The sequence below is a fragment of the Arthrobacter sp. UCD-GKA genome (assembly GCF_001863355.1).
In the GTDB taxonomy this organism is placed as follows: domain Bacteria; phylum Actinomycetota; class Actinomycetes; order Actinomycetales; family Micrococcaceae; genus Paeniglutamicibacter.
In genome coordinates this window covers 308,634-334,464 of sequence record NZ_MOLR01000008.1, presented here as the reverse complement: position 1 = coordinate 334,464, position 25,831 = coordinate 308,634, and the positions used below count along the sequence as shown (strand labels likewise).

Sequence of the window (25,831 nt, the reverse complement as noted above, 5' to 3'; positions counted from 1 at the left end):
CACGGAGAGAGGCGGTGTCCGCGTCGTCGAGGACGCGGATACCTGGTGCCAGAAGCTCTCCTGCCCCCGGGTTACGTCTAGCCGACGGTAACCACGGGGCCACTTTGGACAGGATTTTCTCCATCCGCGTTCCCCATTTCCTCGGCGATGCGCATCGCCTCTTCAATCAGTGTCTCAACAATCTGGTCTTCGGGCACGGTCTTGATGACCTGGCCCTTCACAAAGATCTGGCCCTTGCCGTTGCCGGAGGCCACACCGAGGTCGGCCTCGCGGGCCTCGCCGGGCCCGTTGACGACGCAGCCCATGACGGCAACGCGCAGCGGAACCTCGAGTCCCTCGAGCCCGGCGGTGACCTGGTCGGCCAGCGTGTAGACATCCACCTGGGCGCGGCCGCAGGAGGGGCAGGAGACGATTTCGAGCTTGCGCGGGCGCAGGTTCAGCGACTGCAGGATCTGCGCACCGACCTTGACTTCCTCGACCGGAGGGGCCGAGAGCGAGACGCGGATGGTGTCGCCGATGCCCTTGGACAGCAGGGCGCCGAAGGCGGTGGCCGACTTGATGGTGCCCTGGAAGGCCGGTCCGGCCTCGGTGACGCCCAGGTGCAGCGGCCAGTCGCCTCGTTCGGCCAGCAGCTCGTAGGCGCGGACCATGATGACCGGGTCGTTGTGCTTGACGGAGATCTTGAAGTCGTGGAAGTCGTGTTCCTCGAAGAGCGAGGCTTCCCAGACGGCGGACTCGACCAGCGCCTCGGGGGTTGCCTTGCCGTACTTCTCCATCAGGCGCGGATCCAGCGAGCCGGCGTTGACGCCGATGCGGATGGAGGTGCCGGCGGCCTTGGCGGCGGCGGCGATCTCCTTGACCTGGTCGTCGAACTTGCGGATGTTGCCCGGGTTCACGCGGACGGCGGCGCAGCCGGCGTCGATCGCTGCGAACACGTACTTCGGCTGGAAGTGGATGTCGGCGATCACCGGGATCTGCGACTTCTTCGCGATGATCGGCAACGCCAGGGCGTCGTCGGCCGAGGGGCAGGCAACGCGCACGATGTCACAGCCGGTGGCGGTGAGTTCGGCGATCTGCTGCAGCGTGGCGTTGATGTCGGTGGTGGGAGTCGTGGTCATCGACTGGATGGAAATGGGGCTGTCCGAGCCTACGCCGACGGAGCCCACCTTGATTTGGCGGGTCTTGCGTCGCGGGGCAAGGATCGGTGGCGGTGCCGATGGCATGCCGAGGCTGACCGGGATCGAGGTCAAGATTTCCTCCGTGATGTTGAGTGTGGAAGGTTTTTCCATTATCCCCCTGCGCGCCCGCTTGCGGGGCCCAAATCTCGCAGGGCGAAGCCCCCGGCGCCGGCACGGCGCCAATCGGCCGTGATCACGCGGGGTTTGGAGGATCAGGCGTGGTGAGCGAGCTCACCGGTCACGGGGCTCCATTCGGTGATCCGCAGCACCGCAATGGCGCCATGGACCGCGAAGGGGTCGCCGGCCAGGGTCTCGGCCAGGGCGGCCTGGGTCGGGGAGGAAATCAACAACAGGGCGCCGGAACCATCGACGTAGGGGCCGGAGGCGACCAGGGCGAGGCCGTCTCCGTTGGCGCCGAGGCCGGACAGGAATTCACGGTGCTGGGGGCGATGCTCATCGCGCGTGGCTTCGGAACCGACGGCGTACACGTATTCAACTGCGAAAACACTCATGGGGTCCAGCCTAAACCGTGGGGCCGCCAAACGCGTCCTTCCGGGTCCCGGGGCCCGCCCCCTGGCGGGCAGAACGGGTGGGATCCGAACCGGTCAGGATTCGAGAAGCCACCGGGACACATCCTCCGTAGGATGGGTTGCAGGAACATCCAGGCAACCCCACGGAGGAACTAGACCATGCCCGACCCAGATTCGAGCGCCGCCGACGGAAGCTTCTCCGCCCAGGAACGCGAGGCCATGAAGTCCCGCGCCAAGGAACTGAAGACCGAGGCCAAGCGGGCCAGTGCCGCCCAGAAGGCCGCAGCGGATGCCGCCGACGTGTCGGCCAAGATCGCCGCGATGCCCGAGGGCGACAGGCAGATGTCCGAGCGCCTCCACTCGCTCGTCGCCGAGGTGGCCCCGGACCTGGCCCCGAAGCTCTACTACGGCCAGCCGGGGTATGCCAGGGACGGGAAGGTCGTGTGCTTCTTCCGCAGCGGGCAGATGGACAAGCAGCGCTACTCCACCTTCGGATTCAGTCCCCATGCCGAGCTGGATGCCAGCGACGGGCTGTGGCCGACCTCCTACGCACTGCACAACGCCACCGAGAAGGCCTGGGACCAGCTGGCCGAACTCATCGCTCGCGCGGCAACCGGCCCCTCCGATTCCTAAGGAATATCCATGTCCTTCTCCCTGAATTCCCTCTCCGTTTCCTGCCTCGACGTGCCCGCGGCCGCCGACTTCTACCGAAACGTTTTCTCCGCTCCGACCACGGCTGACGGCGAATCCATCTCCATTGACCTGCACGGGACCGGGCGCCTCGAGCTCATTCCGGCCCAACCCGCCGAACCGTCCGCCGCCTCCGGCATTCCCGGTGCCGCCTACCAGCGTTCCGTGCTGACCTACATCCTTCCCGGGCCCAGCGATGTCCGGGCCGTGATGGATGCCGCCGCCACCCACGGCGCCGACATCTTCAAGCCCGCCCGGAAGGCACTGTTCGGCTCCTTCTCCGGCTCATTCATGGCACCGGACGGGACCGTCTGGAAACTTGCAGCCGCAGGAAAGGACACCACCTCCCCGGAAGGTGTCGCGCGGCCCACCGAGACCACGGTGATCCTCGGCGTCAGGGAGCCCAAGGCCTCGAAGGCCTTCTACACCGCGCTGGGGATGAGCGTGGACAGGGACTATGGCAACAAGTACATCGACTTCGTGCCCGCCAACGGCGCCTCCCGGCTCTGCCTGATGCAGGAGCCCGTTCTCGCCAAGGACGTGGGCGCCGGAGACCCGCACGTCGGCACCTCATCGGTAACGCTCACGCACCATGCCGACTCGCATGCCGAAGCGGAGCGGATCGTTTCGGCCGCAGTGGCCGGCGGAGGCACGCAGGCCGGACAGGGGAACGCCCTGGACCAGGGATCGGCCACGATCACCGACCCCGATGGCCACCGCTGGCTCATCTCGGCCCCGCGTCCCTGAGCCAAGGATAGGTCCAGGCCCGTCTCCCGAACACTAGGATCCATTTGGCAGCGAAAATCGACTTCAAGAAGACGCTTGACGGCTACCGGGCGAAACACGGTGAATTCCGGATTGTGGACATTCCYGAGATGCAGTACCTGATGGTTGACGGGCACGGCGACCCGAACTCCTCCCCGGCCTTTGCCCAGGCGCTCGAAGCCCTGTACCCGGTGGCGTACAAGCTGAAGTTCGCCAGCAAGCTGGAGCTCGACCGCGACTACGTCGTCCCGCCCCTGGAGGGCCTGTGGTGGGCCGGGGACATGGACTCGTTCACGGTGTCCCGCGACAAGTCGCGGTGGGACTGGACGATGATGCTGATGGTGCCCGAATGGATCGAGCTGGACATGGTCGAGGCCGCCTGCGGGAAGGTGGGCGCGAAGAATCCGCCGGTGCGCCTGGGCGATGTCCGCCTTGGGTCCCTGGCCGAGGGCCGCTGCGTGCAGATCCTGCACGTGGGCTCCTTCGACGACGAGGGGCCGGTCCTGGAACGGATGCACCACGAGTTCATCCCCCGCCACGGGCTCCGGCTAGAGGGCAAGCACCACGAGATCTACCTCGGTGATTTCCGCAGGACCGCCCCGGAGAAGTTGCGCACCATCCTGCGCCAGCCCGTCGCCGCGGCGTAGCCGGGAATCGGCACTCGCCCGCTGAGTCCCCCAGCCGATTTATACGGTGACCTCCCCTGACCCGAGGGCATCGGTCGATGAGGCCGGGTGCCGCCGAGTCCGGCAGCGCAGTGCCAGCGGCACGAATCCCGCGACCGTCAGCATCGCCATGGCGATAGTAGTGGCAAACGAACTTCCCAGCACCACCAACACCCGGTTCCCGCCGGGTTGCCCGAGGTCCTGCGGCCGCTGACCGCCAGGGAGCTGGAAGTCTTTTCCTCGCTGCCGCTGGGGTTGTCGAACGCGGAGATCGGTGCCAGCTGTACATGGGCGAGACCAGAGTGAAGACCCACGTCACCAAGATCCCGGGCAGGCTCGGGCTGCGCGACAGGATCCAGGCGGTGGCGCTGGCCTACGAGTGCGGGTACCGCTCCCCCGGTGGCGGATCATGAGACCTGGCAGAAAAACGCCTGCAGATAAAATTCGTGGAGCCAGGAACGCCTTGGCAAGAAATGCTATCGATTGTCGGGGCCGCGGATCCCGCCTTCGCTTTGACGACTGTCCACAGTCCGTCATCATGCGCCAGCCGACGTAGGCGGTTCGGTCATAGCCTGATCCCATGGCTACCAACGATCCGCTGGTCCCTTACGCCTACGCGCAATTTCTTGATGAACTGAAGGAACAAGTCCGTTCCTCTCGGGCGCGAGTCCGACGGGTCGTGAATACTTCCCTCATTGATCTCTATTGGAAGATCGGCCGCCGCATCTGGACGAGCAGGAACGTCAGGGGTGGGGCAGCGCAGTCATCTCTCGATTGGCCGATGACCTGCGCCGGGAGTTCCCCGAGATGACCGGACTATCCCGTAGTAACTTGCACTACATGCGTGGGTTCGCGGCTGCTTGGACGGAGGAAGCTCAAATTGTCCAACAGSCTGTTGGACAATTGCCGTGGGGGCATATCACTGTCTTGCTGGACAAGCTCGAGTCCGAAGAATCGCGGAGGTTCTACGCATCTGCAGCGGTTCAGCACGGGTGGTCTCGCAATGTCTTGGCGAACATGATCATGAACAAGACATTGGAAAGGACCGGAACGGCGCCTTCAAATTCCATAGGGTCGCTCCCCCCAGGTGACTCGGAACTGGCCCAGCAAGTGGCAAAAGATCCCTATGCCTTTGAATTCTTGGGGCTCAGCGGAGAAATTGCTGAGCGAGACTTGGAGCAATCGCTCATGGACCGAATCACCGAAACGCTTAGGGAACTTGGACCAGGATTTTCCTTCGTGGGCCGGCAGGTCCACTTTGATGTGGATGGTGACGACTTCTATATCGATCTGCTTTTCTTCCACGTCGAGCAATTGCGCTATTTCGTCATCGAGTTGAAGACCGGAAAATTTCAGCCGGAGCATGCTGGGGAAGCTGAACTTTTATGTTGCACTCGTTGACGACAAACTCCGCCGAACGGCCCACGCGCCCACGGTGGGCATCTTGGTCTGCGGCAGCCGCAACGAACGCACGGTCAGGTATGCCTTGTCCAGGTCCAGTACCCCGATGGCAATATCCACGTACACGTACGAGACATTGCCACCCGACGAGCGACAGTCGCTGCCTGGAGCCAGCAAACTTGCCGAAGCCCTGGATTGGCCCAAGCCGGAAGAAAAGTAACCGTATTCTCATCCATTGCTGGCTCACTTTGAACTGTCCGGAGCCGAGCTGGGACTGCTGTTACTTTCGTGGGGCGTAACTGCCGAGGAGCTTCGACGAGCTCAAGGTGACTGGTTCCTGTGAAGCCCTCAAGCCGGAAGTGGGCCTCAAGGCTGTCGCCGCGATGGCACGTGATCGGGGCAGGCCTTTATTTGAAGAGGGCTATTCACAAGCCTGCCAAATTCGCACCGGCCACGGACGACCCACTGTCTATCCGCAATCCACCGGGAACCCACAGTCTCAGCACCGTCCACCCCACAGCGTGGCGCCCCTGCACCTATGCGTTCGTCTGGGCAAAGGGCAGGGTTCATGGCGTCATCCGGCGTCCTCGGCAGCGATCGCCTGCGCGACGGCGGCCAGGGACACCGTCACGTCATCGTCGTCCGTGGCCCAGTTGCTCACCGAGATGCGCAGGACGTCCTTGCCAGCCCAGCGAGAGCCGGACATCCAGGTCGTGCCGTCGGCGATGATTCGCGCCGTGATTTTCCGGGTCCGCTCGTCGGAGCCGAAGCTCACGCACACCTGGGTGAAGACAACTTCGTTGAGCACGTCAACGCCGGGCATGCGCTCCAGTGCCTGGGCAAATGCCTGCGCGTGGGCAACCAGCTCGTCGACGAGTGCCGCGACACCGGAGCGTCCGAGTGAGCGCAACGCTGCCCACACGGGCACGCCACGAGCACGCCGGGAAAACTCAGGGACCTTTTCGAACGGGTCGCCGGGGCCACGGTCGTCGTTCACCAAGTAGCTGGTGTGCACGCCGAAAACCGAGCGGACCACTTCGGGCCTTGACACGATGGCCACCCCGCAGTCGTAGGGGACATTGAGCGTCTTGTGTGCATCAGTTGCCCACGAGTCGCAGTTCTCGAGCCCGGCGAGCCGATCGCGGTGCGTCGGGCTTGCGGCAGCCCACAGCCCGAAAGCGCCGTCAACATGCACCCAGGCCCCGTGCCTGTGGGCAATCTCGGCAGCCTCGGCCATGGGGTCGCACGCCCCGGAATGCAGGTTTCCAGCCTGAAGGCAGACGATCGCCGGCCCGTTGGCAGCCTCCAGCGCCTTGGCAAGCGCGCCAGGGATCAGGCGTCCCTGCGCGTCGGCCGCGACCTCGGCAGGCTTGCCGAGTCCGAGGTATTTGAGCGCGAGGTCAACGGAGGCATGGCGTTCTCCGCCGACAAGGACCCTCACCTTGGGTGCTCCCGCCAGACCGTCGGTGTCGAGATCCCAGCCAGCTTCATTGAGCACATGTGCCCTGGCCGCGGCAAGCCCGACGAAATTTGCTCCTGTTGCACCGGTGGTGAATCCGACATCGGCCCCGGCCGGCAGCCCCAACAGCTCTAGCAGCCAGATTCCGGCGGCCTCTTCGGCTGCAGCGGTGGCCGGAGTGGCAAAGCGCATGGCCGCGTTTTGGTCCCAGGCACTGACCAACCAGTCCGCAGCCAGTGCAGCAGGGAGAGTGCCACCAATGACCCAGCCAAAGAACCGGCCCGAGGGCATCGCCATCAACCCTGGCTCCGCGAGGCGTGCGAGTTCGTCGACGACGGAGCCCGCGTCCATTGGTTGCTCCTGCAGGGGTGCCGAGAACTTGGCGAACAGCTCGTCGGCGTTCATCCGGGGACCGACGGCACGTGCTGGGAGGGACTCGAGCCAGCCACTTGCGTGCGCATGTGCGCGGTCAAGAGCGGCGCGATACTCCCCGGCCTGTCCGTGGGTTTTCATGACCTCGATGCCTCCAAACTGCAGCACGGTTGGAGCTGCCGGAAAGGGTGTCTGCCGGTGGGACATTACGATACGCCGCCAACAACATCGCGGACAGGGTGCCAAGGCCCTTGCGACCACGATGGCTACGCCGATCCACCATCCGCCGCCTGGGCAATACCGCCCAGGCCGAGGCTCAGGGCACTGCCGGCCAACGGTGGGCAAGGAAGCTTCCCAGCACTTAGGCAGGATCCGACGCGTCGATCCGTTGGGCCAGGTTGCTCAGGCCGGCGAGGATCATTCTTCCGTAACCGTCGTTGTTCAGAGCGTCGGCGTGCGACAGGCCCTGGTCCAGATGCTCCCGGGCAAGTGTGGTCCGGCCTTGGCGGTGATACCCGTCGGCGAGATTCAGCTGCAGCGATGGCTGCAGTCCCCGTGCAGAGGCAATGCCGAGCGGGGCAAGAGCGTCATCCGCCAGGAAGCCGAGTTCATCAAGTGCCGTCCGGTCCCAGGCGACTTCCTTCTCCAGTTCCGTCTGGGTGTCGGCCAGGTAGTGGGCCAGGATGCATCGATGGGCATGGTCAGCTGGAACTGTGGCGTGCCAGCAGTCCAGCAGGAGTTCTTGCCCGCGTTCCCTGTCTCCACCGAGTGCAATTGAGATGGCAGCGGTGATTGTTGTCCAGTCGCTCATGCTCGGTCCTTCGCGCTTGAATCATCTTGTTGAATCCAACGCTACCTACCGGTCCCTCAGCGGACGCTCGTCCAAGTACAAAGGGCTCTTCCAGCGACGTCATCGGTGGACCGGACCGGTCAGTCCTAAGATGTGCGGATCCCCATCGAAAAGTCACAGGGAGTCGGTTCCACATCGGTTTGGACGCGGCCCGGTGGCCTCCCTTCCCGGTCCTGGGGCAAGACGGGGAAACAAGAGTGGCCCCTTGCCCGTCCCCGGCGAGGTGGGCAAGGGGCCACGTCGAATCGCTGGACCAGGTCAGCCGAAAATGGACACAGGCTTCACGATGTCGGCGTAGATCAGCACCGCGCCCATGACCATCATGCCGACTGCGACCACGTAGGTCAGCGGCAGCATCTTGGCGATATCCACCGGCCCCGGGTCCGGGCGCTTGAAGAGCTTGGCGAAGAACCGGCGGACCGATTCGAAGAGCGCGCCGATCACGTGCCCGCCATCCAGTGGCAGCAGCGGGATCAGGTTGAAGACGAACAATGCGATGTTCAGCCCGCCGATCAACGAGAACAACGAGGCGACCTTGTCCGCCACCCCGATCTGGTCCATCGCGCTGATCTCCCCGGCGATGCGTCCCACGCCCACCACGGAGATCGGGCCGTTGGGGTCGCGCGGTGCATCGGAGAAGGCGGCCTTGCCGACCGCGGCGACACGCGCCGGCAAATCGAGCACCACGGCGGTGACGCCCTTGAGCTGGGTGCCCACCGCGGGCAGCACCGCGGAGATTGGCTGGGAAATGTTTTCCACCTTCGACCCCATGCCGATGAAGCCGACCTCGACGGTCTCGCGCTTGCCCGAGGCGTCGGTGACGATCTGGCCCTGGTCGTTGATCAGCGGACGCTCGGTCTTGTAGGGGGTGATGGACGTGGAGTGTTCCACTCCGTCGCGCGCGTAGGTCAGCGGGACAGGTTCCCCCGCATGGCCGCGGATGGCCTGGGTCAGCTGCACCCAGTCGGTGTTGCCCACCGGCTTGCCGGCGAAGGAGGTGATCTTGTCCCCCGGGCGCAGGCCCGCGGCGTAGGCCGGGCCGGGTGCGTCGGAGGGCAGGCAGCCGTTGTTGACCGAGGCGTCCCGGGTGGTTTCCTGCCCCAGGGGCACCACGCACTGGTAGACCTCGTCGACGGTGCTGGTCTGGGTGGGCATGCCGAAGCCGACCGTGACGATGCCGACCATCGCGATGCCGATCAGCAGGTTCATCACCGGGCCGCCGAGCATGATGATGATGCGCTTGTAGACCGGGAGCTTGTAGAACAGCCGGTTCTCGTCGCCGGGCTGCAGCTGCTCGGCCGCCGCATGCCTGGCCTCGTCGGCCATTTGCTGGAACATGCCGGTGGAGGACTTGCGCAGGATCGGGGCGTCGGTGGCCCCCACGACCCCCTTGTTCCTGGCCGGCGGGTACATCCCAATCATGGAGATGTAACCGCCCAGCGGGATGGCCTTGAACCCGTATTCGGTGTCCCCGCGCTTGACGGAGAACAGCGTCTTGCCGAAACCGATCATGTACTGGGGCACGCGCACGCCAAAGCGCTTGGCCGGGATCAGGTGCCCGACCTCGTGCAGGCCGATGGACACGCCGACGGCGACGACCATGACCAGCACGCCGAGGATGAAAAGAAGGATGCTCACAGTGATTCCAAACGTTTGGCGGCGGCTTTTCGTGCCCAGGTCTCGGCGGCCAGCACCGTCTGGAGGGTCGGCTCCCCGGCTTCGGGGGTGTAGTCCTGCAGGATCGCCTCGATGGTCTCGACGATGTCGGTGAAGCGGATGGCCCCGGCGTGGAAGGCCTCCACGGCCTCCTCGTTCACCGCGTTGTAGACGGCCATGTGCGTGGGCGAGGCCGCGGCGGCGGCCTTGGCCAGCCTGATCGCGCCGAAGGCCTCCTCATCGAGCGGTTCGAAGGTCCAGGACGCGGCGGTGGACCAGTCGCAGGGGGTGGCCGAGCCCGGCACCCGGTGCGGCCAGCCGATGCCCAGGGCGATGGGCAGGGCCATGTCCGGCGGGGAGGCCTGGGCGATGGTGGAGCCGTCGATGAACTCGACCATGGAGTGCACGATGGACTGAGGGTGCACCACGGCTTCGATGCGATCCAGCGGCACGTCGAAGAGCAGGTGCGCCTCGATGACTTCCAGGGCCTTGTTGACCATGGTCGCGGAGTTGGTGGTGATCACCTTGCCCATGTCCCAGGTGGGGTGGGCCAGTGCCTGGGCCGGGGTCACCGAGCGCAGCGCCTCGGCGGACCAGCCGCGGAAGGGGCCTCCGGAGGCGGTGACGATGAGCTTGTGGACCTCCTCCGGGGTGCCGGAGCGCAGCGCCTGGGCCAGCGCGGAGTGCTCGGAGTCCACCGGGACCAGCTGCCCGGGGGCGGCCGCGGCCTTGACCAGCTGCCCGCCGACGATCAGCGATTCCTTGTTGGCCAGGGCCAGCAGGTGCCCGGCCTTCAGCGCGGCCAGCGTGGGGGCCAGCCCGATGGACCCGGTGATGCCGTTGAGCACCACGTCGGCGTCCGGGAAACGGGCGATCTCGGTGGCCGCGTGCTCGCCGGCGAAAAGCTGCGGGGCGTATCCGTGCACGCCCGCGGCGGCGGCCGCCCCGGCGATGGCCGCCGACAGCGCGTCGATGTCGGGATGTGCGCAGCCCACCGCCGGGGCGCCGGTGGCCACGGCCTGGGCGGCCAGCAGCGTGAGGTTGTGCCCGCCCGAAAGCGCGGCGACGGCGAAGCGGTCGGGGGCCGAGGCGATGACCTCAAGGCCCTGGGTGCCGATGGACCCGGTGGAGCCGATCAGCGTGATGCGCCGGATGGTTCCGGGTCTCGGGGCGGTGAATGCCGTGGCCTGGGTATGGGAGGAAAACTGCGCGATGTTCACCTGACCCATTATGTCCGCTGTTGCTGTGGCTTCCCAATGGGCTGGCGCCACCGGGACTGGTTGAAGGAGGACATCCGGAAAATCCTGAATGCCGGCACCGTGGCCCGTATTCCAGTGAAACGGTCATTTCGGCCATCTCCCTAGTCAGGGGAAAGTCCATCGCTTACGATGTGACCTGTACCACACCAATGGAATACCTGGAGTTGATCACACACCACCAAGGCAAGGAGCGCGATCGAATGCGTACAGCATCCAAGAGGATTTCGGCACTCGTAGCAGCAGTGCTGATCGTCTTTATGACGGCCATACCTGCGTCACCGGCGACGGCCAAGACAGTCTATGACCTATATTTCAATGGCGTGACAGGAAAACTCGAAGGTTCCTATACGTACTTGGACTGCCGAGGCTGCCCAGATGACGGAACGATTCGGGTTTCGAATGTCAAGAACGGTTACCACGTCAGGGTACGTTTCTACGCCTACGCAAACGGCACGTGGAACCGATACCTCGACAGGTACATCGCTGATGGCTACCAAGCCAAATGGAGGCCCGGTTACCCCCCGGCGGGGGCGAGAGTTCGCCTCCAAATCTGCACGACCAACTCAAGCTACCAAGTCGTCGGCTACTGCACCGATGTGTACACGTACAACAATTCGTACAAATAGAACTGATAGTTCTTTATACATCACTGAAGGGCTCTGTATTCTCTTTATATAACGGGCCCCTTCAGTTATTCTTTAATTCGCGTCCCGGATATCCACATTCCTTGGAGCGAGTAAAGGACGGCTCCGCTAGGTTCCGATGCACTGCGCAATTCATTTGAAACAGCTCCTCACCGAGGCTCGACAATTTGTCTCCCAACCCAGAATCGATACGATGCCGCGAGGGTTGGCCACTGGCGCTATCCAAACTAAAAACCGCCAAGGGGATCTCGAATCGGAGCCGAATATTCCTCGTAGAGGGTGGCCGCGGCTCAGGCTCACACCATTCAATGAAGTTCGCGATTTCCGCGCCGATTAGAAATCGAAGCACCTCAGGAACCTTATGCAGCCAGTTGGAGACGTCATTGTTCCAGAAATCCACAACCAAAGATCTGCTCCAAAGGATCCCGTCCCGAGCCAGCTTGAGCATGGATAAAGTCGCAGTTGCCTGCAGCACGGGAACCGACGCCATTGGTGTCCCGCCGTGTCGGCAAAAAACGCTCGGCGGCGATCATCTTTTGTGCTGAATGGGCTGCAGTGCCGGAAATCAACAGCGCCCGCCTCCTGCTCGCAGCTGGATGGCCGGGGTAGGGGACGGGCGCTGTCGATTCATGGGCGCCGGGCGGACTACGCCTTGACCGTCAGCACGTTGCATTCGGCCTGCAGCAAGATGCGCTGGGCGTCGGAGCCCATCAGCATCTTGCCCACCGGCGAGCGCCGGCGCACCCCGATGACGATGAGTTCGGCATCCGCCTTCTCTGCGGCTTCAAGCACGTCGTCGCTGGCCAGCTGGTCCGAGGTGAACTGGCGGATTTCGTGTTCCACCCCGCCGGCCTCCAGGTAGGTGCGCAAGCGCTCCATGTCGGGCCCGAAGGCGTAGTGCACATCCACCGTGCGATCGGCACGGGTGGAGTTGATGACCAGCAGCTTCGCATCGCGTCGGGCGCATTCGTCCACGGCCGCGGCCAGGGCTGCATCTCCCAGGGCGCCGGGCACGTATCCGAGCACGATCACCGGGCGGGTGGTTGCTTCGCTCATTTGCTGGGCTCCTCGATCTGTTCCAGGGGGGCGGATTCCATCTTTTTCTTTGCCCGCTTGATGAAGAACGAAGCCACGAACATCAATATCAGTGCTCCGTAGACCACCCAGGTGAACGGGGTGGAGACCAGGGCCGAGACATCGTTTTGCGAGATCTGCAGGCCGCGGCGCAATTGCACCTCGAACATGGGGCCCAGGATCATGGCCACCACCATGGGTGCCACGGGGTAGCCGTATTGCCGCATGAAGAAGCCCAGGATGCCGATGACCAGCAGGATCACCACGTCCAGCGTGGCGAAGTTCAACGAGTAGGCGCCCAGGGCACCGAAGACCAGGATCCCGGAGTACAGGTAGGGTCGCGGGATCTGCAGGATCTTCACCCAGAGCCCCACCAGCGGCAGGTTCAGGATCAGCAGCATCAGGTTGCCGATGTACAGGCTGGCGATCAACGCCCAGACCAGCGCACCGTTGGTTTCCATCAGCAGCGGGCCGGGCTGGATCTGGTAGCGCTGGAAGGCCGTGAGCATCATGGCCGCTGTCGCGGTCGTAGGGATGCCCAGGGTCAGCAGCGGGACCAGCACGCCGGCGGCTGCCGCGTTGTTGGCGGCCTCCGGGCCGGCAACGCCCTCGATGGCGCCGTGGCCGAACTGCTTCTTGTTCTTGCCCTTGGCCAGCTTGCGTTCGGTGGCGTAGGACAGAAACGTGGAGACGTCCGCGCCGCCGGCCGGGACGGTGCCGATCGGGAAGCCGATGAAGGTTCCGCGCAGCCAGGGCTTCCAGGAGCGCTTCCAGTCGTCCTTGCTCATCCACTTGGCACTGTTGCCCGAGGAAGAGCCCATGGACATGACCTCAATCGGGCCCTTGCGCATGCGGGCCGCTACGTAGAGGGCCTCGCCCACGGCGAAGAGTCCCACGGCCACCAGCACCACGTCGATGCCGTCGGTCAGTCCGGGGAAGCCGAGGGTGTAGCGCTGCTGCGCGGTGGTGTCATCCACGCCGATCAGGCCAATGAACAGGCCCAGCACCAGCGAGGCCATGCCCCGCAGGATGGAGCCGCCCAGCAGGGCGCCGATGGTCAGGAACGCGACCACCATCAGGGCCACGAAGTCCACCGGTCCCAGGTTGATCGCGAAGTCCACGATGACCGGAGCCAGGAAGGTCAGCAGCACCGTGGCGATGGTGCCGGCGATGAAGGAGCCGATGGCCGCGGTCGCCAGGGCCGCGGCCCCGCGCCCGGCCTTGGCCATCTTGTTTCCCTCCAGCGCCGTGACGATGGAGGCCGATTCCCCGGGGGTGTTCAGCAGGATCGAGGTGGTCGAGCCGCCGTACATGCCCCCGTAGTAGATGCCGGCAAACACGATCATGGCCGCGGTGGGTTCCAGCGAGTATGTGATGGGCATCAGCAGTGCCACGGTCATGGCCGGGCCGATGCCCGGCAGCACGCCGACGGCGGTGCCGATGAACACCCCGAAGAGCGCGTAAAGCAGGTAGATGGGTTGCGCCGCGGTGGCGAAGCCCTCCATGAGCATATTGAAGTTATCCATTGAGGAACTCAACGCCTTCCAGCAGCGGTCCGCGCGGCAGGGATACGCCCAGGAGCCCGCCGAAGAGGTACTGCAGCACCAGGGCCAGGATGACCGAGATCATGATTGAGCGCCACAGGGGCTTGGCCCCCAGGGACCAGGAAGCCCCGGTGAACAGCACCGCGGCGGCAACCGGCCAGCCGGCGGGCTCGATGAGCACGATGTGGATGACGACAAAGAGGGCGATCTTGCCGATGGTGATCCAGTCGGTGCTGGCCTCTGCGTCAATGTCTTCGCCGTCCTCGGCAGCACCGAGCTGGCCCCGGAGCGCCTGGAAGACCAGGCCCGCCCCGATGACCAGCATCAGTGTGCTCACGATGTAGGGGAAGGCCCGAGGGCCCATGCCGAACTCCAGGTCCGGAACCTCGATGGTTCCGGCGAAGATCACTCCCGCCACACCCAGTACTACGAAGACCAACGCAAAGAGAACTTCTCCGAGGTTCTTCTGCGCGGTCTGCATGGTTACTTGACCAGACCGATCTCGGTCAGCGTGGTCTTGACCTTGGTGATGTCCTCGTCGAGGAAGGTCTTGAACTCATCCCCGGCCAGGAACGCGTTGTCCCAGTTGTTGTCCTTGAGCGTCTTGGCCCAGGCCTCGGACTCGTTGAGCTTGGTGACCATGTCGGTGAGCTTGGCGGCCTGGGCTTCGTCGATGGAGCCCGGGGCGACCACGCCGCGCCAGTTGGTCAGCACCACGTCGATGCCCTGGTCCTTCAACGGCTTGACGCCCGGCAGTGCCGGTGCCTCGGCGGGACCGGAGACCGCCAGGGCACGGACCTTGCCGGCCTTGACCTGCTCGGCGTATTCGCCCACGCCCGAGATGCCGGCCTGGACCTTGTTGCCCAGCAGTGCGGCAAGGGATTCGCCGCCGCCGGAGTAGCCGATGTAGTTCAGCGAGTCGGGGGCGATGCCCTTGGCCTTGAGGATCTGGCCGATCAGGATGTGGTCGGCGCCGCCGGCCGAGCCGCCGGTGATGGCAACGCCCTTGCCCTTGGTCTTGATGTCCGCGATCAGGTCATCGGTGCTCTGGTAGGGGCTGGAGGCCGGGACGACGAGCACCAGCGGCTCTTCGGTGAGGCGGGCGATCGGGGTGGTGTCTTCGATGCGCGAGGCGGACTTGTTGGTCTCCACCGAACCGACCATCACGTAGCCCATGACCATCAGGGTGTTGGCGTCCTTTTCGGTGGCCAGCTTGGCCAGGCCGTTGGTGCCGCCGGCGCCGCCGATGTTCTGCACGCTGGCGGAGCCGACCTGCTTGTTGGCGGTGAGGTCCGCCTGCATGGAGCGACCGGTCTGGTCCCAGCCGCCGCCCGGGTTGGCCGGGACGATGATGTTCAGCTTCTTGATTTCGTCTGCGGCCCCGGCGTCGGTGCCCCCGCCTCCGCCGCAGGCGGTGAGGGTCAGTGCGGTGGCGGCGGCCGCGGCCAGCAGGGCGGTGCGGCGGGTCAACGAGCGATTGATCTTCACGAGTGGAACTTCCTTGTCCGGATGTGCGAATGAGTGGGCACCGCGGCATGTGCTGTCGATCACCAGGGTGCGTGATCGACACTACAAAGCCCCCCGGTTCCCGTGAAGCATGTGGTGGTAGTGGTGGTATTGGTCTTTATGGTCACGGGCCCGCCCTGACGCGGGGAATCGTGCAAAAATGGTTGGATGTTCCGCACCCCCTCGCTTCGAACGCACCTGTTGCTGCTTCAGGTCGGCATTGTGTTCCTGGTGATTTCGGTGACCGGCGTGGTGGCGGCGTACCTGCAGGCCGATTCCATCCGCGATGCCCACCAGGCCCGGATGGTGGGCGTGGCCGAATCCGTGGCCCGGCTGCCCTCGGTCATCGAGGCCTTCGCCGAGGAAAACCCCGCCGCGACCATCGATCCCATTGCCGAGCTCATCCGGCAGGCCTCGGACGTGACCTACGTGGTGGTGACGGATGCCGAGGGGATCCGCTATTCCCACCCCAACCCCGAGCGCATCGGAGAAAAGGTCTCCACCGACCCCTCGGTGCCGCTGTCCGGGGAGACCTTCGTGGGCACCGAGCAGGGCACCCTGGGCACCTCCTGGCGGGTCAAGGTTCCGGTGTGGAGCAATGGGGACGTCATCGGCACCGCCTCGGTGGGAGTGCTGGAAAGCGAACTGACCGCGGACCTGCTCGAGCGACTGCCCATCCTGGTGGGATGGCTCATCGCCGCCGCGGTCGTGGGAAGCATCGGGGCATTCAGCATTTCGCGCTTGGTCTGGAGGCGGATCCACCGGCAGGAACCGGAACAGATCGCCGAGCTGCTGCAATCCCGCGAGGCCCTGCTGCATGGCGTCGGCGAGGGCCTGCTGGCCACCGACCGCCTCGGGAACATCACACTGGCCAACGACGAGGCCAAGCGCTTGCTGGGCATCCGCGAGGACGTCCTGGGCCTGCCCGCGGCTGAGGCGCTGGAACAGCCGATCGCCCAATTGCTGCTGGAACGGCCCGCGGACGAGCGCCTGGTCCTGGCCGGCGAGCGCATCCTGCTGGCAAAGGTCTCCGGCGCCACCGTGGGCGGGTCCAGCGTCGGGGCCATGCTGGTGCTGCGCGACCGCACCGAGCTCCATGCCGTGCTGCGCGACCTCAGCGGCGCGCGGGACATGACCCAGGCCCTGCGGGCCCAGGCCCACGAATTCTCCAACCGCCTGCACGTGATTTCCGGCCTGCTGGAGCTTGGACAGGCCCAGGCCGCCTCGGCGTTCATCGGATCCATCGATACCTCCGGCTCTCCCACGGGAGCCTCGGCCCTTGCTTCGGTCACCGACCCCGAGCTGGGCGCGCTGCTGCTGGCCAAGGGCGCCATCTGCCGGGAGAAGGGCATCGAGCTGGTCATCGACAGCGACTCGGTGCTCGCGCCCTCCGAACCCTCACTGGGCCGGGACCTGATCACGATCCTGGGCAACCTCATCGACAACGCCATCGAAGCGGTGGTCTATCAGGGGCGCATCGAGCTGCTGGTCTGCGAGGAGACGGACTCCAGCGTACTGATCGAGATCCACGACGACGGGCCCGGCATCGATCCGGCGATGCGCGAATCCCTGTGGGAGCTTGGCACCAGCACCAAGGCGGGCAACAACCATGACGGGGCCCGCGGCATTGGGCTAGCCTTGGTCCACCGGGTGGTGACCCGCCGCCGCGGCACCATTGCGGTGGCCTCATCGGACCTGGGCGGAGCCGCCTTCACGATTCTGCTCCCTCCCCCGGCCACCACACCCGTGAACCACCCGAAGCAAAAAGCAGGAAGAGCATGAACCCGATCCGCACAGTCATCATCGACGACGACCCCTCCGTGGCCGGGGTGCACCACGGCTTCCTGATGGCCCACGGCGCCTTCGAGGTCGTGGGCATCGCACACACCGGCACCCAGGGGATGGAACTTGTCTCCTCGCTGCGCCCGGAACTGCTGCTGCTGGACATCCACCTGCCGGACATCGGCGGGCTGGAAGTACTCTCCGCGTTGCGCACCCGGCTTGAGGGTCGCCTGATTGACGTCTTTGCCATCACCGCTGCCCGGGAACTTTCCACGGTGCGCGGGGCCCTTGCCGGCGGGGTCATCGAATACCTCGTCAAGCCCTTTGGCTCGGCGGAATTCAAGGCCCGGCTGGACCACTATGTAGCCCATCGGGCCGCCGTCCTGGGCCACCATTCCACCGAGGAAGGCCTGGACCAGCACAGCATCGACCTGCTGCGCTCCGGCCTGCCCCAGTCCACGGACCAGGGACCGCCCACGGCTCCGGAGGCCGGACGCACCGGGGCGGCGGTGCCCACGCGCGTGGCCGAACCGCCCAAGGGGCTCTCGCGGGCGACCCTTGAGGCTGTCATGGGACAGCTGCGGGATTCGAACCGGGACTACTCGGCCTCCGAGCTCGCCGCGGAGCTTGGCCTGGCGCGAGTCAGCGCCAGGCGTTACCTCGAGTTCCTGGTAGCCGACGGGCTGGCCCGCTGCACGCCCCGCTACGGGAACGCCGGCAGGCCGGAAAACCGATATACCCTGAACCCGGTTTCCTGACCCGGTTGCGGGGTGCCGCGGATAGTCCTCGCTAGAGCCAGTCGTCCGCGCCGAAGGACCCGTTGCGGAGCTTCTCGTGGGCCTCGCGGGTGAACATCAGGCACACCCGCGTCGCCTCGGCCACGGTGATGCCGTCCTGGTTCCTGCCCACGTGGGCGAACGTCGCCACCCCGAGCCCGGGCCGGGAGTTCGACGGGCGCAGGTCAACGATGTGCGTCTGGGTGTAGAGGGTGTCCCCCGGGAACAGCGGATGCGGGAAGCGCACGTCGGTCAGCCCGAGCTGGCCCATCAGGGTGCCCTGGGTCAGCTGGGCCACCGACTGGCCGACCATGGTGGCCAGGGTGAACATCGAATTCATGACGCGGCGGCCGAAGGGCTGGGTGGCCGCGTAGGCGGCGTCCAGGTGCAGCGCCTGGGTGTTCATGCTCATGGTGGTGAACAGGACGTTGTCCGCCTCGGTCATGGTGCGCCCGGGCGAGTGCACGTAGACCGCGTCGGCTTCCAGTTCCTCGAAGTACAGGCCACGCTGGTGGATTTCGTGTACATCGCCCTGCTCGGCCATGGCCATCACGCATCCCATCGGTTCATTGGAGCTCGCTTCGGCCTGCACCGCGCCGCTGCGCCGGCCGAGGCAACCCCTGGAGGACTCTTGTTCTCGTATCCTACAAACTTTTCACCCCGTGCGCCCCGGACCCGCCTCAGAGTCCCAGGGACCGGGCGATCAGCAGCAGCTGGACCTCGGTGGTGCCCTCGCCGATTTCCAGGATCTTCGAGTCCCGGTAGTGCCTGGCCACCAGGGACTCGTTCATGAACCCGTAGCCGCCGAAGATCTGCGTGGCATCCCGGGCGTTGTCCATGGCCGCTTCCCCGGCCACCAGCTTGGCGATCGCGGCCTCGGTCTTGAAGTCCTGGCCCGCGAGCATCTTGGCAGCCGCCGCATAGTAGGTGAGACGGGAGGTGTGCACCCGGGCGGCCATGCGGGCGATCTTGAAGGAGATGCCCTGGTTCGATCCGATGGGCTTCCCGAAGGAAGTCCGGGTCTTGGCATAGGCGGTGGCCTCGTCCAGGCAGCCCTGGGCGGCCCCGGTGCCCAGCGCCGCGATGGCGATGCGCCCCTCGTCGAGGATGGACAGGAAGTTCGCGTAGCCGCGCCCGCGTTCCCCCAGCAGGTTCTCCTCGGGGACCTGCGCGTCATCGAACCGCAGGGGGTGGGTGTCCGAGGCGCGCCAGCCGACCTTGTCATAGGCCTTCTCCACGGTGTAGCCGGGGGTGTCGCGCGGCACCAGGATGGTGGAGATTTCCTTGGCGGTGGTTCCGTCGGGCTTCTGCCGGGTCCCGGTGACGGCGGTGACGGTGACCAGGGTGGAGATGTCGGTGCCGGAGTTGGTGATGAATTCCTTGGATCCGTTGATGGTCCAGGTGCCGTCCGCCAGGGCCGCTGTGGTCGCGGTGCCGCCGGCATCGGAGCCGGCACCGGATTCGGTCAGGCCGAACCCGGCCAGCTCGGTCCCGGAGCAGAGGGCCGGGAGCCAGCGTTCCTTCTGCGCCTCGGTCCCGAAGCGGTGGATCGGCATGGCACCGAGGCTCACCCCGGCCTCCAGGGTGATGGCGACCGACTGGTCCACGCGCGCCAGTTCCTCGATGGCCAGGGACAGGGCGAAGTAGTCTCCGCCCATCCCGCCGTATTCCTCGGAAAAGGGCAGGCCGAACAGGCCCATCTGGCCCATCTGCGCCATGACTTCGTAGGGGAAGGAATGGGCGGCGTCGTGCTTGGCCGAGACCGGGGCGACGACCTCGGTGGCGAACTCGCGCACGGTCTTGGCCAGTTCCTTGTAGTCCTCGTTGAGTTCCAGGTTGATCATTTTCCCCGGTGCCCCTTTCGCTGGTAGGCATGGATGCGGGATTGCCGGTAGTTCGCCCGAAGCCCCGTGGTGCGGGCACCGGCCGCCCGGTCCTGCGGGCCCGTTCGGCCCGCGGTTGCGGGCCGCTTGGGCTTTGTCCGGCGACCACGTATTGTTAGTGATCATTAACTGAGTTCGAGGCTAGTGGCGTACGGCACACTTGTCCAGTGCCTCAGGAGCACCATCATCCGCCCGGCTTTCGCCGGCTTGCGGGACCTTGGCAGGAAGGAGCGCAGGGGCATGAAGGCACAAGGCAAGGACCTGGCTGCGACCGACCGCGATCGCGCCAAAGCGCAACGCCGGGAAGACCTTTTGGCCGAGGCCACCCGGCTCTTTGCCATCCACGGCTATGCCGGGGTGTCGCTCGAGGACCTCGGGGCGGCCTGCGGAATCAGCGGCCCGGCGGTCTACCGGCACTTCTCCGGCAAGCCGGCGGTCCTCATCGCCCTGCTGGTGGGCGTCAGCGAGGACATGATCGAGGGAGGCCGGAAGGTCACTGCGGCCGGAGGCAGCGCAGAGGAAATCCTGAAGCGGCTGATCGCCTTCCATACCGATTTTGCCTTGGCCCGACCCGACATCATCCAGGTCCAGGACCGCCACCTGGTGACACTGCCGGCCGCGGAGCTGCAATTGGTGCGCAAGCTCCAGCGCGCCTACATCGCCCTGTGGACCGAACAACTGCACCAGGTCCACCCCGAGGAAACCAACGCCGTCATCCGCTTCCGCGCCCACGCGGCCTTCGGTTTGTTGAACTCCACCGCGCATTCGGCGCACTCCCCGCGCACCTCCAAGGCGGGCTTGCGCAAACTGCTGAACCAGATGGCGGCGTCCGCCCTGTTCACCCGGGTAGGCTAGGGCATAGACGACCATCACAACTAGAGAGGCAGTGACCGTGCATCTACGGCCTTTGCAGCCCGAAGACCTGGATCAGTTCTTCGAACACCAGCAGGACCCCGAAGCCAACCTCATGGCCGCCTTCACCGCCCGGAACCCGGCCGACCGCGGGGTTTTCGACCACCACTGGGGATTGATCACCAGCGACCCCAAGGTCATCGTGCGCACCATCGAGCACAACGGCGAGGTTGCCGGCTCCATCCTGGTGTTCGAGAACGAAGCGATCCCGGAGATCAGCTTCTGGACGGCAAGCCGCTTCTGGGGCCAGGGCATCACCACCTCCGCCGTGGACGCGTTCCTGGCCGAGTACACGACCCGGCCGTTGCGCGCACGCGTCCCGCAGGACAACATCGGCTCCATCAAGGTCCTGGAACGACGTGGTTTCAAGGTCATTGACGAGGCAGCCGACTTCTCCAACGCCCGCGCCGCGGTCGTGAAGGAATTCATCATGGAGCTTGCCTAGGCTCCCGACGTTCCATTCCAAGCCCCGCCTCGCGGGCAAGACAAAGGCCGGGAAACCAAGTTGCTTGGTTTCCCGGTCTTTGTCGTGTGCGGACCTCAGCTGTCCGGGATTTCCAGCTCCGTCAACAGGCGGCGTGCCTCGCGGCGCACCGCTTGTTCCCGGGGCTCGGGCACCGGGGCGGCGGCCAGCAGCCGGCGGGTGTAGTCGTGCTGCGGGGCGTGCAGCACGTCGGAGACCCGTCCCTGCTCGACCGACTTGCCGTCCTTCATGACCACCACGTTGTGCGCCAGCAGGTCCACCACGGCCAGGTCGTGGCTGACAAACAGGCAGGCGAACTCGTAGCGGGCCTGCAGTTCCTGGATCATTTCCAGAACCGCTGCCTGCACCGAGACATCCAGCGCACTGGTCGGCTCGTCGGCGATCAGCAGTTCCGGGTCAAGCGTCAGCGCACGGGCGATGCAAATGCGCTGGCGCTGGCCGCCGGAGAGCTCGTGCGGGTAGCGGTTGATCACGGAGCGGGGCAGGTGCACCGCGTCGAGCAGTTCCTCGGCACGCTTGATGCGCTCGGCACGGTTGCCGACCTTGTGCACCACCATCGGCTCGGTGATGCAATCGCCGATCGGGAAGCGCGGGTTCAGCGATGCGGCCGGGTCCTGGAAGATCACCCCGATCTTGGCACGGATCGCCCGGGCGGCCTTGGGACGCAGCGAGGCCAGGTTGGTGCCCTGGACCGCCAGCACCCCGGAGGCCACCGGCAGCAGCCCCAGCACGGCCTTGGCCACGGTGGACTTGCCGGAACCCGACTCCCCCACGATGCCCAGGATCTGGCCGCGGGCCAGTTCGAAGGACACGTCGTCCACGGCACGGAACTTGGATCCGCGCATGTCGTATTCGAGCACCAGGTTCTTCGCCTCGAGGACCAGCTTGCGCTCCGGGTCCAGCACCTCGGCAGGTTCCGGTTCCCAGGTCCCGGTGACATCCACGGCCTCGAGCCGCGGGACCGAGGCCAGCAGCTTCTGCGTGTACGGGTGAACCGGGTGGTTGAGCACCTGGTCCACTGTGCCGGTTTCCACCAGCGAACCGCGGAACATCACCGCGACGCGGTCGGCCAGGTCGGCCACCACGCCCATGTTGTGGGTGATCAGCAGGATGCCGGTGTTCAGCTTGTCCTTCAGCTCGCGCAGCAGGTCCAAGATCTCTGCCTGCACCGTCACATCCAGCGCGGTGGTCGGCTCGTCGGCGATGATGACCTTCGGGTCGCAGGAGATCGCCATGGCGATCACGATGCGCTGGCGCTGGCCGCCGGAGAACTGGTGCGGGTACTGCTTGACGCGCTTGCGCGGGTCGGGGATCCCGACCATCTCCAGCAGCTCCACCGCGCGGTTGGTCGCGTCCTTGCCGTAGGCCAATCCGTGCAGCTCGAGTGACTCGGTGAGCTGGCGCTCGATGGTCAGCACCGGGTTCAGCGCGGTCATGGGCTCCTGGAAGACCATGGCGATGTCCGTGGCGCGCATCTTGCGCATCTTGTTCTCGGGCAGGCCCACCACGTCGATGCCGCCCACCATTGCCCTGCCGGTGATGTAGGCGTTGGGCGGCAGCAGGCCGATGGCGGCGGTGGAGGTCACGGATTTCCCGGAACCCGACTCGCCCACCAGGGCCACGACCTCCCCGGGGTACACCTCGAGGGACAGGCCCTTGACCGCGTGCACATCGGAGAATTCGGTCTCGAAGGAAACGGAAAGGTTCTGGAAGCTCAGGGCCGTTGCGGTGTCGCCGGCATGGGCCGTGGGGATGCTCATTCGGATACCTCTTCCTTCTTGGTGCGGCGCCGGGTCTTCTTGGTCTGGCGCGGGTCAAAGGCGTCGCGCAGCCCGTCGCCCAGGAAGTTCACGCTCAACGCGATGGTCACGATCAACATGCCCGGCCACCAGAACAGCCAGGGCCGGTTGGTGAACGCGTTTTGGTATTGGCTGATGAGCAGGCCCAGCGAGGACTCGGGGGCCTTGACCCCGAAGCCCAGGAAGCTCAGCGAGGTTTCAAGCAGGATCGCCCCGGCGATCGCGAAGGTCGCGTTGACCACGATCACCCCGATGGTGTTGGGCAGCAGGTGCTTGAAGATCACCCGGGAGGTCTTCGATCCCATGGCCTGGGCGGCGGCGACGTATTCGCGCTCGCGCAGGGACAGGATCTCGCCGCGCACCAGGCGCGCCAGTCCGGTCCAGGTCAGCATGCCCAGCACCAGGGCCAGGGCGAAGATGGAGCCGCCCAGCTTGGAGCCGGCCAGCTGGCCCAGCACGGCGGCCAACACCAGCAGCGGGATGACGATGAACAGGTCGGTCAGCCGCATCAGGACCTCGTCGACCCAGCCGCGGAAGTATCCGGCGACGGCGCCGATGATCGCACCGATGCAGGTTGACAGTGCGCCGACGGTCACCGCGATGATGATGGATTTCTGCGTTCCACGCATCACCAGGGCGAAGTAGTCCTTGCCGGTGTTGTCCTGCCCGAAGGGGTGCTCCCCGATGGCGAACCCGGGCCCGCCGAGCCAGGAGGGCCATAGGCTCAGCGTGGGTGCCCCGCCGTTGATCACGCTGGAGGACTTCAGGTAGCTCTGTCCCCACCAACCCGGAATGCCGGCAAATCCGATGGAGGTGAATGCCGTGAGCGTGATGACCACCAGCACCACGGTGGAGATCATGGCTGCCTTGTGGTTCAGGAAACGCCGGCGGACCAGTTGTCCCTGGCTCTTGGACTGGCTGGACTTGCGGGCCAGTTCCGCGTCTTCGACCTCAACCAGCGAGACAAGTTCTTGCTCGCCGGGTTCGATATCAGATTTCATGCTCGATGGACCTCGTAGTTCCTCGTTGTCCTTGATCCCGCTCATACCCGGATCCTCGGGTCGAGCAAGGCGTAGAAGATGTCGGCCAGCATGTTGAACAGGACCGCCGCGGTTCCGGTGACCAGGAAGAACGCCATGACCGGCGCGGGGTCCACGGCATGCAGCCCGGTGGTGAACATTTGGCCCATGCCCTTCCAGCCGAACACCGTCTCGGTGATCACCGCGCCGCCGATCAAACCCGCGAAGTCGAAGGCCGCGATGGTGGCGATGGGGATCAGCGCGTTGCGGAAGGCGTGGCGGAAGATCACGGTGCGTTCGGAAAGGCCCTTGGAGCGGGCGGTGCGGATGTAGTCCTGCTGCCCGACCTCCAGCATCGAGGCACGGGTGTAGCGCGAGTACGATGCGAGGGAAATGATTGCCAGCAGGAGCGTGGGCAGCAAGAGCTGCGCGCCGCGATCCAGGAAGGACTCCCAGAAGTCCCCGGTGAAGTTCGGGGTCTGGGAACCGATGGTGCCGATGGGCCGGGGCTTCAGGGCCAGGAACCCGGGCCAGGCGCGGAAGATGTGGTCAATGACCGTCAGCCCGGCGAAGGCCAGCCCGGTCACGGCGCTGACGGCCATCGCGGTCTTGCGCAGGCGCCCGCCCATGAAGTGGCCGATGGCACCGGGGACCGCCACGGAGAGGATGCCCCCGACGATCAACACCCAGGTGTTGGGTTCCGTCAGCAGCGTGAAGGTCGCGTAGTACATGACCAGGCCCAGGCCCACGGTGATGAGGGCCGGGTAGAGGACCAACTTGTTGCGGATCCCCACCGACATCGCGGTTCCGCTCAGCGCCACGGCCAGGGACAGGACCACGATGGCGGCCGGGCCCAGCTGCGGGTAGCGGAAGAAGTTCAGCCACAGCAGGTACGGGATCACGACGGCGACGAAGGCCGCAGAGACGGCGAAGGTGGCCAGCCGCCGGCGCAGGCTCCCGGCGAGGAACACCTGCATCAGGAAGCCGAAGAGCAGGGCGATCAAGACGATTTGGACCGTGGAGAACGAGGGGTCCTTCATCCAGTCGTTGTAGCCGATGGCCATGTATTCCTTGAGCATCACCGCCGCCCAGAAGACCGGAAGCGAGAAGAACAGGAAGGTCAGGAAGGTGACCCCGTAGTCAAGGCCGGAGTATTGGCGGATGGCGGACAGGACGCCGATGGCGATGCCGGCGATGGCAGCCAGCACGGTGGCCAGCACGACCAGGCGCAACGTGGACGACGCCGCGGCACCCAGCAGCCCGGTGACCTCGATGCCCTGGATGTTGGTTCCCAGGTCGCATTTGAGGGCGAAGCAGCCGCCCACGCCCACGAGCCAGGTCCAGTAGCGCTGGAACCAGGGCATGTCCAGGTTCATGTAGTCGCTGCGTTGCTGCATCAGGTAGTCGCGGTTGTCGGCGATCGATTCGCGGAGGTCCGACAACGGGTCCCCGGAGTTGATCACCAGCACGTACAGGAGGAAGGATGCGGCAAACAGGATGCCGATGGAGGCTCCCAGCCTCTTGAGGATAAATTTCAGCACTGCGCGGTTCTTGCCTTTCCGTCTTGAGTGCCCTCGAAAGGG

The 25,831-nt window shown here is 65.5% G+C and carries 27 protein-coding genes and 1 pseudogene; 12 read left to right on the top strand and 16 right to left on the bottom strand.

The features are described from left to right. Window positions 1-77 precede the first annotated feature (77 nt). Together ispG and BLJ79_RS15590 are read right to left on the bottom strand one after the other, a co-directional pair. Window positions 78-1,223, bottom strand: coding sequence for a flavodoxin-dependent (E)-4-hydroxy-3-methylbut-2-enyl-diphosphate synthase (gene ispG / locus BLJ79_RS15595; protein ID WP_373457933.1), 1,146 nt, complete (start codon window positions 1,221-1,223; stop codon window positions 78-80). 167 nt (window positions 1,224-1,390) lie between these two features. Continuing rightward, window positions 1,391-1,690, bottom strand: a complete 300-nt coding sequence (locus tag BLJ79_RS15590; RefSeq protein WP_071215651.1) for a YciI family protein — start codon at window positions 1,688-1,690, stop codon at window positions 1,391-1,393. 177 nt (window positions 1,691-1,867) lie between these two features. On the opposite strand from BLJ79_RS15590, the gene BLJ79_RS15585 reads away from it, so the two are divergent. From BLJ79_RS15585 to BLJ79_RS24075, 7 genes and pseudogenes are all read left to right on the top strand, one after another. Beyond that, window positions 1,868-2,341, top strand: a complete 474-nt coding sequence (locus BLJ79_RS15585; protein WP_071215650.1) for a DUF1801 domain-containing protein — start codon at window positions 1,868-1,870, stop codon at window positions 2,339-2,341. A gap of 9 nt (window positions 2,342-2,350) precedes the next feature. Further along, window positions 2,351-3,145, top strand: coding sequence for a VOC family protein (locus BLJ79_RS15580; RefSeq protein WP_071215649.1), 795 nt, complete (start codon window positions 2,351-2,353; stop codon window positions 3,143-3,145). Window positions 3,146-3,189: 44 nt separating this feature from the next. Further along, window positions 3,190-3,810, top strand: a complete 621-nt coding sequence (locus tag BLJ79_RS15575; protein ID WP_071215648.1) for a GyrI-like domain-containing protein — start codon at window positions 3,190-3,192, stop codon at window positions 3,808-3,810. A 305-nt stretch (window positions 3,811-4,115) separates the two neighbouring features. Then, a complete protein-coding gene (locus BLJ79_RS23000; protein WP_139194901.1) occupies window positions 4,116-4,241 on the top strand; it encodes a helix-turn-helix domain-containing protein in 126 nt (41 codons plus the stop codon). A gap of 292 nt (window positions 4,242-4,533) precedes the next feature. Further along, window positions 4,534-4,812, top strand: a pseudogene (locus BLJ79_RS24085) (DUF1016 N-terminal domain-containing protein); the annotation flags it as partial. A 39-nt stretch (window positions 4,813-4,851) separates the two neighbouring features. Continuing rightward, a complete protein-coding gene (locus BLJ79_RS24080) occupies window positions 4,852-5,229 on the top strand; it encodes a PDDEXK nuclease domain-containing protein (RefSeq protein WP_502686108.1) in 378 nt (125 codons plus the stop codon). Further along, a complete protein-coding gene (locus BLJ79_RS24075) occupies window positions 5,192-5,449 on the top strand; it encodes a PDDEXK nuclease domain-containing protein (RefSeq protein WP_502686104.1) in 258 nt (85 codons plus the stop codon). Before BLJ79_RS24080 ends, BLJ79_RS24075 begins: the two co-directional genes overlap by 38 nt. Before the next feature lie 354 nt (window positions 5,450-5,803). On the opposite strand, the gene BLJ79_RS15565 is transcribed toward BLJ79_RS24075, so the two are convergent. The 4 genes from BLJ79_RS15565 to dxr all read right to left on the bottom strand — a co-directional run bounded on the left by BLJ79_RS15565 (window position 5,804) and on the right by dxr (window position 10,720). Next, window positions 5,804-7,201 carry a pyridoxal phosphate-dependent decarboxylase family protein gene (locus BLJ79_RS15565; RefSeq protein WP_071215647.1) on the bottom strand — a complete coding sequence of 466 codons (1,398 nt, stop codon included), beginning with the start codon at window positions 7,199-7,201 and terminating at the stop codon, window positions 5,804-5,806. A 220-nt stretch (window positions 7,202-7,421) separates the two neighbouring features. Continuing rightward, the gene (locus BLJ79_RS15560) at window positions 7,422-7,871 is read right to left on the bottom strand and encodes a hypothetical protein (RefSeq protein ID WP_071215646.1); all 450 of its coding nucleotides are present in this window, start codon (window positions 7,869-7,871) and stop codon (window positions 7,422-7,424) included. A 297-nt stretch (window positions 7,872-8,168) separates the two neighbouring features. Next, on the bottom strand, window positions 8,169-9,548 hold the full coding sequence (locus BLJ79_RS15555; protein ID WP_175475498.1) for a M50 family metallopeptidase: 1,380 nt from the start codon (window positions 9,546-9,548) through the stop codon (window positions 8,169-8,171). Next, the gene (gene dxr / locus BLJ79_RS15550) at window positions 9,545-10,720 is read right to left on the bottom strand and encodes a 1-deoxy-D-xylulose-5-phosphate reductoisomerase (RefSeq protein WP_071215764.1); all 1,176 of its coding nucleotides are present in this window, start codon (window positions 10,718-10,720) and stop codon (window positions 9,545-9,547) included. Before dxr ends, BLJ79_RS15555 begins: the two co-directional genes overlap by 4 nt. Before the next feature lie 305 nt (window positions 10,721-11,025). Between dxr and BLJ79_RS22995 the strand changes: the two genes are divergently transcribed. Beyond that, window positions 11,026-11,451, top strand: coding sequence for a hypothetical protein (locus BLJ79_RS22995; protein ID WP_139194900.1), 426 nt, complete (start codon window positions 11,026-11,028; stop codon window positions 11,449-11,451). 398 nt (window positions 11,452-11,849) lie between these two features. Here BLJ79_RS22995 and BLJ79_RS22990 read toward each other — a convergent pair whose 3' ends face one another. The 5 genes from BLJ79_RS22990 to BLJ79_RS15530 form a co-directional block, all read right to left on the bottom strand. Continuing rightward, entirely contained in the window at window positions 11,850-12,038 is a 189-nt protein-coding gene (locus BLJ79_RS22990; protein ID WP_139194899.1) for a hypothetical protein, read from the bottom strand. A gap of 76 nt (window positions 12,039-12,114) precedes the next feature. Next, window positions 12,115-12,525, bottom strand: coding sequence for a universal stress protein (locus BLJ79_RS15545; RefSeq protein ID WP_071215645.1), 411 nt, complete (start codon window positions 12,523-12,525; stop codon window positions 12,115-12,117). After that, window positions 12,522-14,069: a tripartite tricarboxylate transporter permease gene (locus BLJ79_RS15540; protein ID WP_071215644.1), complete on the bottom strand. Its 1,548-nt coding sequence runs from the start codon at window positions 14,067-14,069 to the stop codon at window positions 12,522-12,524. Before BLJ79_RS15540 ends, BLJ79_RS15545 begins: the two co-directional genes overlap by 4 nt. Beyond that, on the bottom strand, window positions 14,062-14,568 hold the full coding sequence (locus tag BLJ79_RS15535; RefSeq protein ID WP_071215643.1) for a tripartite tricarboxylate transporter TctB family protein: 507 nt from the start codon (window positions 14,566-14,568) through the stop codon (window positions 14,062-14,064). The genes BLJ79_RS15540 and BLJ79_RS15535 overlap by 8 nt, the downstream gene beginning before the upstream one ends. A gap of 2 nt (window positions 14,569-14,570) precedes the next feature. Then, on the bottom strand, window positions 14,571-15,575 hold the full coding sequence (locus tag BLJ79_RS15530; protein ID WP_083411351.1) for a Bug family tripartite tricarboxylate transporter substrate binding protein: 1,005 nt from the start codon (window positions 15,573-15,575) through the stop codon (window positions 14,571-14,573). Window positions 15,576-15,761: 186 nt separating this feature from the next. Here BLJ79_RS15530 and BLJ79_RS15525 point away from each other — a divergent pair, with 186 nt between their 5' ends. Next, window positions 15,762-17,375 (top strand): ATP-binding protein, encoded by a 1,614-nt coding sequence (locus BLJ79_RS15525; protein ID WP_071215642.1) that lies wholly within the window; start codon window positions 15,762-15,764, stop codon window positions 17,373-17,375. Continuing rightward, complete coding sequence (locus BLJ79_RS15520) at window positions 17,372-18,133, top strand: response regulator (protein ID WP_071215641.1); 762 nt, start codon at window positions 17,372-17,374, stop codon at window positions 18,131-18,133. Before BLJ79_RS15525 ends, BLJ79_RS15520 begins: the two co-directional genes overlap by 4 nt. A 31-nt stretch (window positions 18,134-18,164) precedes the next feature. Here the strand turns inward: BLJ79_RS15520 and BLJ79_RS15515 are convergent, their stop codons facing one another. Next, the gene (locus BLJ79_RS15515) at window positions 18,165-18,695 is read right to left on the bottom strand and encodes a MaoC family dehydratase (protein WP_071215761.1); all 531 of its coding nucleotides are present in this window, start codon (window positions 18,693-18,695) and stop codon (window positions 18,165-18,167) included. 136 nt (window positions 18,696-18,831) lie between these two features. Then, entirely contained in the window at window positions 18,832-19,995 is a 1,164-nt protein-coding gene (locus BLJ79_RS15510; RefSeq protein WP_071215640.1) for an acyl-CoA dehydrogenase family protein, read from the bottom strand. Window positions 19,996-20,274: 279 nt separating this feature from the next. Between BLJ79_RS15510 and BLJ79_RS15505 the strand changes: the two genes are divergently transcribed. Together BLJ79_RS15505 and BLJ79_RS15500 are read left to right on the top strand one after the other, a co-directional pair. After that, window positions 20,275-20,889, top strand: a complete 615-nt coding sequence (locus BLJ79_RS15505) for a TetR/AcrR family transcriptional regulator (RefSeq protein ID WP_071215639.1) — start codon at window positions 20,275-20,277, stop codon at window positions 20,887-20,889. A 37-nt stretch (window positions 20,890-20,926) separates the two neighbouring features. Then, on the top strand, window positions 20,927-21,391 hold the full coding sequence (locus BLJ79_RS15500; RefSeq protein WP_071215760.1) for a GNAT family N-acetyltransferase: 465 nt from the start codon (window positions 20,927-20,929) through the stop codon (window positions 21,389-21,391). 95 nt (window positions 21,392-21,486) lie between these two features. On the opposite strand, the gene BLJ79_RS15495 is transcribed toward BLJ79_RS15500, so the two are convergent. The 3 genes from BLJ79_RS15495 to BLJ79_RS15485 are packed head-to-tail and all read right to left on the bottom strand — an operon-like array spanning window position 21,487 to window position 25,789. Then, window positions 21,487-23,190: an ABC transporter ATP-binding protein gene (locus BLJ79_RS15495; RefSeq protein WP_071215638.1), complete on the bottom strand. Its 1,704-nt coding sequence runs from the start codon at window positions 23,188-23,190 to the stop codon at window positions 21,487-21,489. After that, window positions 23,187-24,230: an ABC transporter permease gene (locus BLJ79_RS15490; protein WP_139194913.1), complete on the bottom strand. Its 1,044-nt coding sequence runs from the start codon at window positions 24,228-24,230 to the stop codon at window positions 23,187-23,189. The genes BLJ79_RS15495 and BLJ79_RS15490 overlap by 4 nt, the downstream gene beginning before the upstream one ends. Before the next feature lie 41 nt (window positions 24,231-24,271). Continuing rightward, window positions 24,272-25,789: an ABC transporter permease gene (locus BLJ79_RS15485; protein ID WP_071215636.1), complete on the bottom strand. Its 1,518-nt coding sequence runs from the start codon at window positions 25,787-25,789 to the stop codon at window positions 24,272-24,274. Window positions 25,790-25,831 lie beyond the last annotated feature (42 nt).

Bases quoted from the DNA above. Each gene is read 5' to 3' on its own strand.
- ispG (WP_373457933.1), bottom strand. From the start codon at position 1,223: ATGCCATCGGCACCGCCACCGATCCTTGCCCCGCGACGCAAGACCCGC.
- BLJ79_RS15590 (WP_071215651.1), bottom strand. From the start codon at position 1,690: ATGAGTGTTTTCGCAGTTGAATACGTGTACGCCGTCGGTTCCGAAGCC.
- BLJ79_RS15585 (WP_071215650.1), top strand. From the start codon at position 1,868: ATGCCCGACCCAGATTCGAGCGCCGCCGACGGAAGCTTCTCCGCCCAG.
- BLJ79_RS15580 (WP_071215649.1), top strand. From the start codon at position 2,351: ATGTCCTTCTCCCTGAATTCCCTCTCCGTTTCCTGCCTCGACGTGCCC.
- BLJ79_RS23000 (WP_139194901.1), top strand. From the start codon at position 4,116: ATGGGCGAGACCAGAGTGAAGACCCACGTCACCAAGATCCCGGGCAGG.
- BLJ79_RS24080 (WP_502686108.1), top strand. From the start codon at position 4,852: ATGAACAAGACATTGGAAAGGACCGGAACGGCGCCTTCAAATTCCATA.
- BLJ79_RS24075 (WP_502686104.1), top strand. From the start codon at position 5,192: ATGCTGGGGAAGCTGAACTTTTATGTTGCACTCGTTGACGACAAACTC.
- BLJ79_RS15565 (WP_071215647.1), bottom strand. From the start codon at position 7,201: ATGAAAACCCACGGACAGGCCGGGGAGTATCGCGCCGCTCTTGACCGC.
- BLJ79_RS15560 (WP_071215646.1), bottom strand. From the start codon at position 7,871: ATGAGCGACTGGACAACAATCACCGCTGCCATCTCAATTGCACTCGGT.
- BLJ79_RS22995 (WP_139194900.1), top strand. From the start codon at position 11,026: ATGCGTACAGCATCCAAGAGGATTTCGGCACTCGTAGCAGCAGTGCTG.
- BLJ79_RS15545 (WP_071215645.1), bottom strand. From the start codon at position 12,525: ATGAGCGAAGCAACCACCCGCCCGGTGATCGTGCTCGGATACGTGCCC.
- BLJ79_RS15540 (WP_071215644.1), bottom strand. From the start codon at position 14,069: ATGGATAACTTCAATATGCTCATGGAGGGCTTCGCCACCGCGGCGCAA.
- BLJ79_RS15535 (WP_071215643.1), bottom strand. From the start codon at position 14,568: ATGCAGACCGCGCAGAAGAACCTCGGAGAAGTTCTCTTTGCGTTGGTC.
- BLJ79_RS15525 (WP_071215642.1), top strand. From the start codon at position 15,762: ATGTTCCGCACCCCCTCGCTTCGAACGCACCTGTTGCTGCTTCAGGTC.
- BLJ79_RS15520 (WP_071215641.1), top strand. From the start codon at position 17,372: ATGAACCCGATCCGCACAGTCATCATCGACGACGACCCCTCCGTGGCC.
- BLJ79_RS15515 (WP_071215761.1), bottom strand. From the start codon at position 18,695: ATGGCCGAGCAGGGCGATGTACACGAAATCCACCAGCGTGGCCTGTAC.
- BLJ79_RS15510 (WP_071215640.1), bottom strand. From the start codon at position 19,995: ATGATCAACCTGGAACTCAACGAGGACTACAAGGAACTGGCCAAGACC.
- BLJ79_RS15505 (WP_071215639.1), top strand. From the start codon at position 20,275: ATGAAGGCACAAGGCAAGGACCTGGCTGCGACCGACCGCGATCGCGCC.
- BLJ79_RS15495 (WP_071215638.1), bottom strand. From the start codon at position 23,190: ATGAGCATCCCCACGGCCCATGCCGGCGACACCGCAACGGCCCTGAGC.
- BLJ79_RS15490 (WP_139194913.1), bottom strand. From the start codon at position 24,230: ATGAAATCTGATATCGAACCCGGCGAGCAAGAACTTGTCTCGCTGGTT.